The organism is Pseudomonas sp. DP-17 (assembly GCF_022380625.1).
Classification (GTDB): domain Bacteria; phylum Pseudomonadota; class Gammaproteobacteria; order Pseudomonadales; family Pseudomonadaceae; genus Pseudomonas; species Pseudomonas nitroreducens_A.
In genome coordinates, this window is record NZ_JAKSXG010000001.1 from 964,497 (window position 1) to 978,748 (window position 14,252).

10 protein-coding genes are annotated in these 14,252 nt (G+C 65.4%); 9 read left to right on the top strand and 1 reads right to left on the bottom strand.

What is annotated here, in order from left to right:
• Window positions 1-7: 7 nt before the first annotated feature.
• The 9 genes from algK to MJ122_RS04570 all read left to right on the top strand — a co-directional run bounded on the left by algK (window position 8) and on the right by MJ122_RS04570 (window position 12,881).
• Window positions 8-1,405, top strand: coding sequence for an alginate biosynthesis TPR repeat lipoprotein AlgK (algK, locus tag MJ122_RS04530; protein WP_088419477.1), 1,398 nt, complete (start codon window positions 8-10; stop codon window positions 1,403-1,405).
• Window positions 1,406-1,506: 101 nt separating this feature from the next.
• Window positions 1,507-2,940: an alginate export family protein gene (locus tag MJ122_RS04535; protein ID WP_088419811.1), complete on the top strand. Its 1,434-nt coding sequence runs from the start codon at window positions 1,507-1,509 to the stop codon at window positions 2,938-2,940.
• 104 nt (window positions 2,941-3,044) lie between these two features.
• Entirely contained in the window at window positions 3,045-4,682 is a 1,638-nt protein-coding gene (gene algG, locus MJ122_RS04540) for a mannuronan 5-epimerase AlgG (RefSeq protein ID WP_239742535.1), read from the top strand.
• Between the two features lie 13 nt (window positions 4,683-4,695).
• A complete protein-coding gene (locus tag MJ122_RS04545) occupies window positions 4,696-6,108 on the top strand; it encodes an alginate O-acetyltransferase (RefSeq protein WP_088419473.1) in 1,413 nt (470 codons plus the stop codon).
• 36 nt (window positions 6,109-6,144) lie between these two features.
• Complete coding sequence (locus MJ122_RS04550; protein ID WP_088419809.1) at window positions 6,145-7,260, top strand: mannuronate-specific alginate lyase; 1,116 nt, start codon at window positions 6,145-6,147, stop codon at window positions 7,258-7,260.
• Between the two features lie 386 nt (window positions 7,261-7,646).
• Window positions 7,647-9,209: an MBOAT family protein gene (locus MJ122_RS04555; RefSeq protein ID WP_239742536.1), complete on the top strand. Its 1,563-nt coding sequence runs from the start codon at window positions 7,647-7,649 to the stop codon at window positions 9,207-9,209.
• Window positions 9,210-9,237: 28 nt separating this feature from the next.
• Window positions 9,238-10,410, top strand: a complete 1,173-nt coding sequence (locus MJ122_RS04560) for an alginate O-acetyltransferase (protein ID WP_239742538.1) — start codon at window positions 9,238-9,240, stop codon at window positions 10,408-10,410.
• Between the two features lie 78 nt (window positions 10,411-10,488).
• Complete coding sequence (gene algF, locus MJ122_RS04565; protein WP_088419469.1) at window positions 10,489-11,154, top strand: alginate O-acetyltransferase AlgF; 666 nt, start codon at window positions 10,489-10,491, stop codon at window positions 11,152-11,154.
• A 284-nt stretch (window positions 11,155-11,438) separates the two neighbouring features.
• Entirely contained in the window at window positions 11,439-12,881 is a 1,443-nt protein-coding gene (locus MJ122_RS04570) for a mannose-1-phosphate guanylyltransferase/mannose-6-phosphate isomerase (protein ID WP_239742540.1), read from the top strand.
• Window positions 12,882-13,070: 189 nt separating this feature from the next.
• Here MJ122_RS04570 and MJ122_RS04575 read toward each other — a convergent pair whose 3' ends face one another.
• Complete coding sequence (locus MJ122_RS04575) at window positions 13,071-13,523, bottom strand: Bro-N domain-containing protein (protein ID WP_239742542.1); 453 nt, start codon at window positions 13,521-13,523, stop codon at window positions 13,071-13,073.
• Between the last annotated feature and the right edge of the window lie 729 nt (window positions 13,524-14,252).

Consider the following 14,252-nt stretch of genomic DNA (forward strand, 5'->3'; position numbering starts at 1 on the left):
CGCCCGCATGAATCGACCTGTCTTGCGACACGCCCCGCACCTGGCCCTGGCGCTCGCCATCGCCGCGGCCGCCGGTTGCGCCGGCCTGCCCGACCAGCGACTGGCCCAGGAAGCCCTGGAGCGCGGCGACATCGCCACCGCCCAGGCCAACTTCCAGTCCCTGGCGACCCTGGGTTACGCCGACGCACAGGTCGGACTGGCCGACATGCAGGCCGCCACCGGCGATCCCGAGGAACAGGCCCGCGCCGAGAAGCTCTACCGCGAAGCCGCCGAGAGCTCGCCGCGCGCCCGCGCCCGCCTGGGCAAGTGGCTGGCGGCCAAGCCCGGCGGCACCGACGCCGAGCACCGCGAAGCCGAACAGCTGCTGACCCGCGCCTTCGACGAAGGCGAGGACAGCGCGCTGGTTCCGCTGATCGTCCTCTACCTGCAGTACCCACAGGCCTGGCCGAACGTGAACCCGCAGCAGCGCATCGACCAGTGGCGCGCCCAGGGCCTGCCGCAGGCCGACCTCGCGCAGATCATCCTGTATCGCACCCAGGGCACCTACGACCAGCACCTGGGCGAAGTCGAGCAGGTCTGCCAGCGCTGGCTGACCCGCATGGACGTGTGCTGGATGGAACTGGCCACCGTGTACCAGAAACAGGGCAACGCGGATAAGCAGAAGGCCCACATCGAAGCGCTCAAGGCAGGCTGGAAGGCTGGCCGCGTTCCGTCCGAGCGCGTCGAGTCGGTGGCCGGCGTGCTGGCCGACCCGAACATCGGCACCGCCGACCCGCAGGCCGCGCAAGCGCTGCTCAACGAGATCGCACCGACCTACCCGGCCGCCTGGGTCAGCCTGGCCAAGCTGCAATACGACAACCCCGACCTGGGCGACCTCGACCAGATGCTCGACTACCTGAAGAAGGCCCAGGACGCCGCGCAGCCCCGCGCCGAACTGCTGTTGGGCCGCCTCTACTACGACGGCAAGTGGGCGCCGCAGGAACCGCAGAAAGCCGAACAGCACCTGCTCAAGGCCGCCGCCACCGAGCCCCAGGCGCACTACTACCTGGGCCAGATCTACCGCCGTGGCTTCCTCGGCCAGGTCTACCCGCAAAAGGCCGTGGACCACCTGCTGATCGCCGCGCGCGCCGGCCAGGCGAGCGCCGACATGGCCCTGGCACAGCTGTATTCGCAGGGCCGTGGCATTCGGCCGAACCTGGTCAACGCTTACGTGTTCGGCGAGCTCGCCCAGCGCCAGCAGGTCCCCACCGCCAGTGACCTGATGGCGCAGATCGAGCCGCAGATACAACCGGCCGACCGCACTGCGGCCCAGCAGTTGCTCAAGCGCGAAGAACAAGCGCGCGGGGCCAACTGGCAAGCCACCGTCAGCCTCCTGCAGAACAATCAGGAACAAGAAAACCTATGAAGCGCATTGACCCGATGACCACCCCGCCGTTTGCTCTTATCGAAGGGATTAAGCCGCGAGCTCTGGCTACCGCTGTTCGCCGCGCACGCCTGTTCCCCGTCATGGTCGGCGCCGGCCTGAGCCTGGCCAGCACCCTCCTGGGCAGCCTCGCCCACGCGGCAGAAGAGCCGCCGAAGAACTTCGGCCTCGACATCAAGGTGACCGCCGAATCCGAGGACGACCGCGACCTGGGCACCGCCCGTGGCGGCGACCTCAATGGCATCGGCCTGGACGTCCGCCCCTGGGCCTTCGGCCAGTGGGGTGACTGGAGCGCCTATGTGATGGGCCAGGCGGTCGCCGCCACCGACACCATCCAGACCGACACCCTGCAGAACGACGACGTCAACGACACCAGCCGCGGCAGCAGCGACAACAAGCGCGAGCCCGACGACGCCTACCTGGCCCTGCGCGAATTCTGGGTCGATTACGCCGGCCTCACCCAATACCCCGGCGAGCACCTGCGCTTCGGTCGCCAGCGCCTGCGCGAAGACAGCGGCATGTGGCAGGACACCAACATCGAAGCGCTGAACTGGACCTTCGACACCACCCTGTTGCGCGCCCACCTCGGCGCTGCCCAGCGCTTCTCCGACTACCGCACCGACATCACCGACCTCGCGCCGGAAGACAAGGACCGCACCCACGTCTTCGGCGATATCTCCACGCAGTGGATGCCACAGCACTGGGTCGGCCTGCGCCTGCACCATTCCGACGACAGCGGCAGCCTGCCGGACCCGGGCGAGACCGTCGACTCGCTGGACAAGCGCTCCACCGGCGACCTCACCTGGGTCGGCATCGAGGCCAACGGCGACGGCTACAACTGGCGCTCGCAGATGCCCATCAACTACTGGGCCAGCGCCACCTGGCTGACCGGCAACCGCGACCGCCTGACCACTGTCCCGGTGAACGGCGAGCGCGTCGCCGCCGGCAAGCAGAGCGGCGACGTGGATGCCTACGGCGCCGACCTGGGCCTGCGCTGGAACATCGACGAGCAATGGCGCGTCGGCGGCGCCTACGCCCGCGGCAGTGGCGGCGGCAAGAACGGCGAAGACCAGTTCGAACAGACCGGCCTCGAGAGCAACCGCTCCAACTTCACCGGCACCCGCGCCCGCGCGCACCGTTTCGGCGAGGCGTTCCGCGGCGAACTGTCGAACCTCGAGGCTGCCACCCTGTTCGGCTCCTGGCAGCTGCGCGACGACTACGACGCCAGCGTCATCTACAACAAGTTCCGCCGTGTGGACAGCGACTCGGATATCGGTAGCAGCGGCATCACCGCTCCTCTGGTCAACGATTCCAAGGACATCGGCCAGGAAGTCGACCTCGTCGTGACCAAGTACTTCAAGCAGGGCCTGCTGCCGGCTTCGATGAGCCAGGCGATCGACGAGCCGTCTGCGCTGATCCGCTTCCGTGGCGGCGTGTTCAAGCCCGGCGATGCCTACGGCAGCCACGTCGACTCGACCATGCACCACGCCTTCGTCGACGTGATCTGGCACTTCTGAGGACTGTAGCGATGACCCTCCACCGGATTCCCCAGCTCGCTTTACGCCGCTCCCGCTGCGTGGCCGGGTATCCGCTGGAGGCCCGCGCGCAAGGAGAAACGGCCATGAACCGCCACCCGATACACGCCCTGCCGCTGACCGCGCTGCTGCTCGGCGGCCTGCTCAGCGCCGGCGCGCCGGCCTGGGCGGCGCAGCCCGCGGCCAAGGCCGAAACCAGCGCCAAGGTCGCAGAAGAAAAGAACGCCGAACAGCACCCAGCCAGCGAACCGGGTCATACCCAGACGCTCAAAGAGTCCGGCAACTACACCGTCACCGCCGCCCCCAGCGAACCGCTGCACCTGGAGCCGCCCAAGCTGCCCGACCTCTCCGGCTACACCGCCGAGGCGGTGGAGAAGAAGATCGAGCGCAACAAGCGCGGCCAGGCCCGCGTCGAACGCATGGTCCAGCAGCAGCCCCTGAAGGAATTCACCGGTGGCAAGAACCGCCTTGCCGAATGGGTGAAACGCCAGCGCCAGATGCCCCAGGCAATCTTCATCGACGGCGGCTACGTGAACCTCGCGGAGCTGGCCGGCAAGTTGCCCAGGACGGCCCTGGAACAGACCGAGCCCGGCGTATTCATCGCCCGCCTGCCCATCGTCGTCAACCAGGGCGCGACCCTGGAAATCGACGGCAAGGTCAAGGAACTGCGCCTGTCCCAGGACCGCGGCGCGTTCCTGGTCAACGACGGCAAGCTGTTCGTGCGTGACACCAGGGTCACCGCCTGGAACGAGGCAAAGAAGGAACCGGCCTGGTTCAAGGAGCCCAACGAGTTCCGCCCCTTCCTGATCTCCTGGGGCGGCGCCGAGGCCTACCTGGTCAACAGCCACTTCCAGAGCTTCGGCTACAACGCGTCCAAGGCCTACGGCATCTCCATCTCGCAGTACAGCCCGGGCATGGACAAGACCATGAAGCGCCCGCGCCCCCAGGGCTGGGTGCTCAACTCGACATTCGAGGACGCCTGGTACGGCTTCTACTGCTACGAGGCGGACGACCTGGTGGTACGCGGCAATACCTACAAGAACAACATCGTCTACGGCATCGACCCGCACGACCGTTCGCACCGGCTGATCATCGCCGAGAACACCGTCTACGGGACGAAGAAGAAGCACGGCATCATCGTTTCCCGCGAGGTCAACGACAGCTGGATCATCCACAACAAGACCTACGACAACCACCTCTCCGGGATCGTCCTCGACCGTAATTCCGAGCGCAACCTGGTGGCCTACAACGAGGTGTACCGCAACCACTCCGACGGCATCACCCTCTACGAGTCGGGCGACAACCTCATCTACGGCAACCAGGTGCTGGCCAACCTGCGCCACGGCATCCGCATCCGTAACAGCGTGAACATCCGCCTTTACGAGAACCTCGCGGCCGGCAACAAGCTGATCGGCGTCTACGGGCACATCAAGGACCTGTCCGACACCGACCGCAACATCGACCTCGACCCCTTCGACACCAAGGTCTCGCTGATCGTGGTCGGCGGCAAGCTGGCCGGCAATGGCTCGGGCCCGCTGTCGGTGGATTCGCCGCTGTCGCTGGAGCTCTACAAGGTGGCCATGCTCGGCCCGACCAAATCTTCCGGCATCTCCTTCAACGGCGTGCTCGGCGAAAAGCAGGACCAGATCCTGGACCTGCTGGTGCGCCAGCAACGCGCGGTGCTGATCGACCCCGTCGAAAGCCAGGCCGAACTGCAGAACTGAGGACCCGACGACCATGAAAAAACTGACCATCAACCTGCTGCGCCTGTCGGGCCTCTCCGCCGCCCTGCTGCTCGCCCACCAGGCCGACGCCGCCGATGCGCCGAGCTATTCCGCGCAGCCGGCCGCCGGGCTCTGCCCCACCGCCGCCAACGAGGCGGCGTACAACACCAAGTATCTGGGCTTCTTCACTCACCTGGTGCCGGCCCAGGAAGACTGGCTGTTCCGTACCACCTACGACCTGCGCACCGATTTCGGCACCACAGCCGAGGGCTGGCGCGAGCTCAAGCAGCTGCGCGACGAACTCAAGCGCAAGGGCATCGACCTGGTGGTGGTCTACCAGCCCACCCGCGGCCTGGTGAACCGCGAGAAGCTCAACCCGCAGGAGAAGGCCAGCTTCAACTACGAGCTGGCGAAGAAGAACTACCAGGCGACCATCGCCCAGTTCCGCAAGGCCGGCATCTACACCCCGGACTTCTCGCCGCTGTTCGACGAGAAGGAAGAGCACCCCTACTACTTCAAGGGTGACCACCACTGGACGCCGTACGGTGCGATGCGCAGTGCGAAGATCGTGGCCGAGACGCTGAAGGAAATCCCCGCCTACAACGACATTCCGAAGAAGGAATTCGAAAGCAAGCGCGTGGGCCTGCTGTCCAAGCTGGGCACCTTCCACAAGGCCGCCGCGCAGCTGTGCGGCAGCAGCTACGCACCGCAATACGTCGATCGCTTCGAGACCGAACCGGTGGGCGATTCGGGCGGCGGCGATCTGTTCGGTGAAGGCGGCGATGCCCAGGTCGCGCTGGTGGGCACCTCCAACAGCGGCCCGGCCTACAACTTCGCCGGCTTCCTGGAGCAGTACGGCAAGGTCGACATCCTCAACAACGCCGTGTCCGGCGGCGGCTTCGACAGCTCCCTGCTGGCCTACATGACCAGCAAGGAATTCCACGACAAGCCGCCGAAGATCCTCATCTGGGAATTCGCCACCCACTACGACATGGCGCAGAAGAGCTTCTACCGCCAGGCCATGCCACTGGTGGACAACGGCTGCGCCGACGGCAAGCCGGCCATCAGCCGCAAGGTCAAGCTGCATGCGGGCAGCAACGAAGTGCTGCTCAACAGCGGCGCGCTGCCGATCCGCTCGGGCAGCTACACCGCCGACGTCACCTATTCCGACCCCGGCGTGCACGAACTCAAGAACACCATCTGGTACATGAACGGTCGTCGCGAGCAGCTGAAGATCGAGCAGTCCAAGGCCGTGGACACCGGCGGACGCTACGTCTTCGAGCTGCGCAACGACGAGGACTGGTCGAACCAGCAGTTCCTCTCCCTGGAGATCGAGGCGCCGGAAGACATGCCGGCGGGCCTGGAAGTCGAGGCCAAGCTCTGTCAGACGCCCAAAGCCAAGTCGGCCGACGTGGCCGCCAACTGACGCGAGGGAGTTAATTCCATGCCCAGCCTACGCAAGATCAAGACACCCGTTGTCGCCCGCATCGGCCTGACCGTCGCGGTGCTAGGCGCCCTGTTCGGTGGCGAGGCCACCACCTATGCCGCCGACCTGATGCCGCCGCCGGGCTACTTCTCCGCCGTCGGCGACAAGGGCAGCAAAAAGGATTCGGGCAACTGCCCGACTCCGCCGACGCCCTACACCGGCAGCCTGCAGTTCACCAGCAAGTACAAGGGCTCGGACTCGGCGCGCGCCACCCTGAATGCGGATGCGGAGAAAGAGTTCCGCAGCCAGATCAAGGACATCACCGACATGGAGCGCGGCGCCACCAAGCTCATCACCCAGTACATGCGCAGCGGCAACAAGGGCGATCTGGACTGCGCGATGAACTGGCTGACGTCCTGGGCCGAAGCCGGCGCGCTGGAAAGCAGCGACTACAACCATACCGGCAAGTCCATGCGCAAATGGGCGCTGGGCAGCCTGTCGTCCTCCTACATGCGCCTGAAGTTCTCCAGCAGCCGCCCGCTGATGGCCTACACCGAGCAGTCGAAGGAGATCGAGAACTGGTTCAGCACCCTGGGCAGCCAGGTGGTGCGCGACTGGAGCGACCTGCCGCTGAAGAAGATCAACAACCACTCCTACTGGGCCGCCTGGTCGGTGATGTCCACCGCCGTGGTGACCAACCGCCGCGACCTGTTCGACTGGTCGGTGCAGGAATTCAAGGTGGCCGCCAACCAGGTGGACGCCGACGGCTACCTGCCCAACGAACTCAAGCGTCGCCAGCGTGCCCTCTCCTACCACAACTACTCGCTGCCACCGCTGACCATGATCGCCGCCTTCGCCCAGGTGAACGGCGTCGACCTGCGCCAGGAGAACAACGGCGCCCTGCAGCGCCTGGCCAACCGCGTGATGCAAGGCGTGGACGATCAGGACGCCTTCGACGAGAAGACCGGCAACGACCAGGACATGGCCGACCTGAAGGAGAACAGCAAGTTCGCCTGGCTGGAACCCTACTGCGCACTCTACAGCTGCGCGCCCAAGACCCAGGACTGGAAGAAGAAGATGGAGCCGTTCAACAGCTTCCGCCTGGGGGGTGAGGTGACCAAGGTTTTCAACCGCCAGGGGGCGGGGAGCTGAAGCAGCGCCCGTTTCCTTGAAAGCGGAACTCCCGCAGGGCGCATGACCGCTTGCGGTAATCCGCCGAAGGATCTGGCACGAAACCACGGCGGATAACGCTTCGCGTTATTCGCCCTGCCAGAGCAGGTAGTTCGCAGTGGGCCTCAAAGCCGCTCTCCCCAGCCCTCTCCCTGAAGGGATAGGGCTTGGGAGAGGGAACCCCCAACGCCGAAACACCGGCGAGCAACACCACCCGACCCACGCAATAAAGACGCGGGCGGGCGCAGCAGATTGAGCACCACATGGGGAGGAATTGGCGGGTTGCCCCGGCCTTTCCTCAAGGCGTCGAGAAGACGCCGGAAGGTCCGGAGCCACTCAAGGTTTGAAGCTCCAGAGAGAGACGCGGAATGGTCTTTTCTTCCAACGTGTTCCTGTTCCTGTTCCTGCCGGTCTTCCTAGGCCTGTACTACTTGAGCGGGAACCGCTACCGGAACCTCCTGTTGCTGGTCGCCAGCTACATCTTCTACGCCTGGTGGCGGGTGGACTTCCTCCTGCTGTTCGCCGGCGTCACCGTGTTCAACTACTGGATCGGCCTGCGCATCGGCGCCGCCGGCGTACGCACCAAGGCCGCACAGCGCTGGCTGATCCTCGGCGTGGTGGTCGACCTCTGCGTGCTGGGCTACTTCAAGTACGCCAACTTCGGCGTCGACAGCCTCAACGAGATCATCACCTCGTTCGGCATGCAGCCCTTCGTGCTGACCCACATCCTGCTGCCCATCGGCATCAGCTTCTACACCTTCGAATCGATCAGCTACATCATCGACGTGTACCGCGGCGATACGCCGGCCACGCACAACCTGATCGACTTCGCGGCATTCGTGGCGATCTTCCCGCACCTGATCGCCGGCCCCGTACTGCGCTTCAAGGACCTGGTCGACCAGTTCAACCACCGCACCCACACCGTCGACAAGTTCGCCGAAGGCTGCACGCGCTTCATGCAGGGCTTCGTCAAGAAGGTGTTCATCGCCGACACCCTGGCGGCGGTGGCCGACCACTGCTTCGCCCTGCAGGACCCGACCACGGGCGACGCCTGGCTCGGCGCGCTGGCCTACACCGCGCAGCTGTACTTCGACTTCTCCGGCTATAGCGACATGGCCATCGGCCTCGGCCTGATGATGGGCTTCCGCTTCATGGAGAACTTCAACCAGCCCTACATCAGCCAATCCATCACCGAGTTCTGGCGGCGCTGGCACATCAGCCTCTCTACCTGGCTGCGCGACTACCTGTACATCAGCCTGGGCGGCAACCGCGGCACCACCTTCCAGACCTACCGCAACCTGTTCCTCACCATGTTGCTGGGCGGTTTGTGGCACGGCGCCAACGTCACCTACATCATCTGGGGCGCCTGGCACGGCGTGTGGCTGGCCATCGAGCGCGCCCTGGGCGTGAACGCCGCGCCGCGCGTGCTCAATCCGCTGAAGTGGGTCTTCACCTTCCTGCTGGTGATCGTCGGCTGGGTGATCTTCCGCGCCGAGAACCTGCACGTGGCCTGGCGCATGTACGAAGCCATGTTCAGCTTCGGCGACTGGAAGCTCTCCGAGCTCAATCGCGCCAGCCTCACCGGCCTGCAGATCGGCACCCTGGTGATCGCCTACCTCGTGCTCGCCTTCTTCGGCCTGCGCCAGTTCTACAACCAGCCGATGCAGAGCAAGGCGCCCAAGGCCGCCGCGAAGACCGAACAGGTCGATGCCGACGGCCCGGCCAGCGCCCAGCCGCGCACCCCGGCCATGGCCCAGCAGGACCCGGCGGCCATCGCCTATTCGCCCAGCGGCGCCGCCGTCTGCCAGCCGCACTGGATGACCCAGCTGCCGGTACTGGCCACCCGCGTCGCCCTGCTCCTGCTGTTCGCCGCCTCGGTGCTCAAGCTCTCGGCGCAGAGCTACTCGCCGTTCCTCTACTTCCAGTTCTGAGCGAGGCCAGATCATGCCAGTGGAAAACATGAGAATCGCCAAACCCCTCCAGTACGCCTACATCGCCGCCTTCGGCGGGATGTTGCTGGGCCTTGCCGGCTGGTCGCTGAAGGCCTTCCCCAGCTTCTCCGCCGCGCAGGGCACCACCGTGCTCAACGGCAAGCTGGCCCACGCCTTCGAAGGCCACTACGACGACGAATTTCCCATCAAGCGCCTGGGTACCAACCTCTGGGCTGCGCTGGACTACACCCTGTTCGACGAAGGCCGCCCGGGCGTGGTGATCGGCAAGGACGGCTGGCTGTTCACCGATGAAGAGTTCAAGCCCGCCCCTACCCAGCAGCAGCTCGAGGACAACTGGGCGCTGGTGCGCGGCGTGCAGCAGGAGCTGGAACGCCGCGGCGTGAAGCTGGTGCTGGCGATCATCCCGGCCAAGACCCGCCTCTACCCCGAGTACGTCGGCAAGGAGCAACCGGCGGCCCTGCACGCCTCGCTCTACACCGACTTCCTGCAGCGCGCCCGCCAGGCCGGCATGGCCGCGCCCGAGCTGCTGGGAACGATGGAAAAAGCCAAGGACAACGGCCAGGTGTTCCTGCGCACCGACACCCACTGGACCCCGCTGGGTGCCGAAGCCGTGGCCCAGCGCCTGGGCGAAAGCATCCGCGCCAGCGTCGGCTCCGAGCTGCCCACCCAGAGCTTCGTCACCGAGGCCGGCAAGAGCAGCGCGCACAAGGGCGACCTGCTGACCTTCCTGCCCCTGGACCCGCTGTTCACCAACCTGCTGCCTGAAGAAGACCAGCTGCAGCAGCGCCAGACCCACCCGGCCGAGGACGCCGCAGGCGCCACCGACAACGGCGGCGGCGACCTCTTCGGCGATAGCGCCCAGCCGCAGGTTGCCCTGGTCGGCACCAGCTACAGCGCCAACCCGCGCTGGAACTTCGCCGGCGCCCTCAAGCAGGCGCTCTCGGCGGATGTCATCAACTACGCCAAGGAGGGCAAGGGTCCGCTGGAACCGATGCTCGAAATCCTGCAGGACGAAGGCTTCAAGCAGAAGCCGGCGCAACTGCTGGTGTGGGAATTCCCCGAACGCTACCTGCCGATGCACAGCGACCTGAGCCAGTTCAACCCGGACTGGGTGGCGCAATTGCGGGCAGCAGGCAGCCGCGACGAGCGCCTGGCTTCCAACCAGGGCGCAGCGCACTGAACCACAGAACCCACGGCGCACCGAGCGCTGAAAGGGGCACCACCCGTGCCCACCAGAGAGAAGACGGAGGTACACCCCATGAACCGCACGACCTTTAACCGACTGAGCATTCGCACCCTGAAGTCGTCCGCCCTGGCACTGGCCCTGGGCGCCGCATCCTTCGGCGCCTTCGCCGGTGGGGAAGGCGCACTCTACGGCCCGCAGGCTCCCAAGGGCTCCACCTTCGTACGGGCCTACAACGCCGGCAGCGGCGAGCTGTCCGTCAGCGTCGGCAACGCCACCCTGAACGACATCTCGCCGCTGGGCTCCAGCGACTTCAAGTTCCTCCCGCCGGGCAACTACACCGCCAAGGTCGGCTCCCAGAGCCTGCCGGTGAAACTCGACCCGGATTCCTACTACACCCTGGTCAGCCAACCCGGCGGCCAGCCGCGCCTGGTGCCCGAGCCGCCCTTCAAGAACAAGCAGAAGGCCCTGGTTCGCGTACAGAACCTCAGCGGCAAGGCCCTCACCCTGAAGACCGCCGACGGCAAGACCGAGGTCGTCAGCAACGTCGCCCCGCAGAGCCACGGCGACCGCGAGATCAACCCGGTGAAAGTGAACCTGGCGCTGTTCGACGGCGCGAAGAAGGTCAGCGACCTCAAGCCGGTGACCCTCGAGCGCGGCGAAGTGGTCTGCCTCTACGTCACCGGTGACGGCGCCAAGCTGAACCCGGTGTGGGTCAAGCGCCCGGTGAAGGCGGACTGATCCATGCGCCGGCGGATGCTGCACAGCCACTCCCATCCGGAGTGCGGACGAGGCGCCACACCTCCCGCCGGCACGAACTGCCTGCCCTCCCCTCGGGGAGGGTCCTGGGGCGCGCGAACACCTGACGCGCCCCGCTCCACCCAGAACAACAAGACCGGCCCCACACCGGCAGCAGGACCCGTGCGCCGCAACCACGGCAAGCACAGGAGAGGTCACCCAAACCGCACGCCGGCCCGCATGACGTGGGCCGGCCAACAGAACGCAAACGCTTTAGGAGAAACCCGATGATCCCAGTAATCCTTTCCGGTGGTAGCGGCTCGCGACTCTGGCCTCTTTCGCGCAAACAGTATCCCAAGCAGTTCCTGGCCCTGACCGGCGAACACACCCTGTTCCAGCAGACGCTGGAGCGCCTGGTGTTCGAAGGCATGGAGCCGCCGGTGGTGGTGAGCAACCAGGAACACCGTTTCATCGTCCAGGAGCAGCTCGAAGCGCTGAACCTGAAGACCCAGTCCATCCTGCTCGAGCCCTTCGGCCGCAACACTGCCCCGGCAGTCGCCATCGCCGCCATGAAGTTGCTCGCCGAAGGCCGTGACGAACTGCTGCTGGTGCTCCCGGCCGACCACGTGATCGATGACCAGCGCGCCTTCCAGCGTGCCCTGGCGTTGGCCACCAACGCCGCGGAAAAAGGCGAAATGGTGCTCTTCGGCATCCCCGCCAATCGCCCGGAAACCGGCTACGGCTACATCAAGGCCGGCGACGAGCGCGGCCTGCCGGATGGCGTCATCCGCGTCGAACGCTTCATCGAAAAGCCCGACGAAGCCCGCGCCCAACAGTTCGTCGAGGACGGCGGCTACTTCTGGAACAGCGGCATGTTCCTGTTCCGCGCCAGCCGCTTCCTGGAAGAACTGAAGAAGCACGACGCCGACATCTACGACACCTGCCTGCTCGCCCTGGAGCGTAGCCAGCACGACGGCGAGCTGATCAACATCGACGCCGCCACCTTCGAGTGCTGCCCGGACAACTCCATCGACTACGCCGTGATGGAAAAGACCCGCCGCGCCTGCGTGGTCCCGCTGGCCGCCGGCTGGAACGACGTCGGCAGCTGGTCGTCGATCTGGGAAGTCCATGACAAGGACGCCGATGGCAACGTCACCATGGGCGACGTGGTGGTGCACGACAGCCACAACTGCCTGGTGCATGGCAATGGCAAGCTGGTCTCGGTGGTGGGCCTGGAAGACATCGTGGTGGTCGAGACCAAGGACGCCATGATGATCGCCCACAAGGACCGCGTGCAGGACGTCAAGAAGGTGGTCAACCAGCTCGACGCCGCCGGCCGTACCGAAACCCAGAACCACTGCCAGGTCTACCGTCCGTGGGGTTCCTACGACTCGGTGGACATGGGCGGCCGCTTCCAGGTCAAGCACATCACCGTCAAGCCCGGCGCACGCCTGTCGCTGCAGATGCACCACCACCGCGCCGAGCACTGGATCGTCGTTTCCGGCACCGCCCAGGTGACCTGTGACGACAAGACCTTCCTGCTCACCGAGAACCAGTCCACCTACATCCCGATCGCCTCGGTCCACCGCCTGGCCAACCCGGGCAAGATCCCGCTGGAGATCATCGAGGTGCAATCGGGCAGCTACCTGGGCGAGGACGACATCGAGCGTCTAGAAGACGTCTACGGCCGTACCACCGAGAACGTGGAGCTGCGCGCCGTCGTGCGTTGATTCCACGCCAGGATCCGGCGCTTCCCCCCATCGGCGCCAATGCCCCCGCACCTTTCGGTGCGGGGGCTTTTTTTTGCCCGCCGCCTACGATGGCACCCGTAGGGCGCATAACGCGCCAGCGTTATCCGCCGTAGTCGGGCCGGCGGATAATCTGTTCCAGATTTTTCGCCCAGCGGCCTACCCCTGGCGTCAATCCAGCACGCCAACAACCGGCAAATCATCGAACGGCACCCACAACCGCCCGTGCCACTCAAGCACGCCCAGGTACTGATCGGCCCAGCACAGTTGCCGCTCTCTGGGCCCCACCGCAGGATGCTCCGCGCTGCGCAACGCCGGCACGACCTGACGGTTGAGCCAATGGCGGATGCAGCGGTTCTCCGGATGGAAGTGGAAGATCAGCGCCGCATAGGCGCCGGACTCGCTGACCAGCAGGACCTTTTCGTAGTCGCCGCAGCTGTCGCGCACCCAGCAGCTCTGCAACTGGTCGGAGTCGAGGCTGTTGTGCAGGCGCTCGTCCAGCGGCCGGTTGATCAGCCGTCCCAGGTCGCGCACGCAGAACCAGGGCTCGTCATCGAGCAGGAACGCCCGCAACTGGCGGCGGTGACGGATGAAGGTGGTGGGGATGAGGATTTCGTTATCCATGGCGGACCTCCTCCGGGTGGCGAAGGTCCGACTCAGTGACGAAAGTGGTCATTCGAAGCATGGTGAATCTCCAAGTAACTGTTCATTTTCACCCCCTGTTCAGTAGGGGCGATCGGGTACCTGAACACCGCACTTGGAACGGCCCGCAGCTTTCCCCTTTCGGGTCTTGTATGACTGCGCGTTACCCGACCATAGCAAAGCTACGGATCAGCAAAGACCGCAAAATCTGTCGGGAGCGGCACGCCGCCAAGTACAGTGTGTTCAGCACCGAGCGCAAAGGTACTGAGTCGACTTGGCCGCTGTTAGCTCTCCTTAGGCGGTTTGGGATGATACGGAAACTTCACACGCGAAATGGCGGTACTGCTTCATAGGAATGCATGCTGATCGCAAAATTGGCGTACCAAAAATCTGTAGGAGCGGACCTTGTCCGCGATCCGTCGGCAGGGCCGACGTTTGCCTCGACTCCAACGGTGCAGGTGTTTGCTGCTTCGGCTTGGGTGTTCCGGCGCCGCTTCAGCGTACGCGCGGATTTCTTGTTTCGCCCCCTCGGGCGACCTCCTTTGGCAAACGCCCCAAAGTAGGCAAAGGTCTCGCCCCTGCCATCCGGCTTTTCGCTTCGCGAAAAGTACCCTCGGTTCCTCGGAGTTCCATGGGCCCGCGTTGACGGGCCATCCCTGGCCCGGCAACGCTCTCGCGACATCCATGTCGCTCGGCCCCTGAAACTCCGAT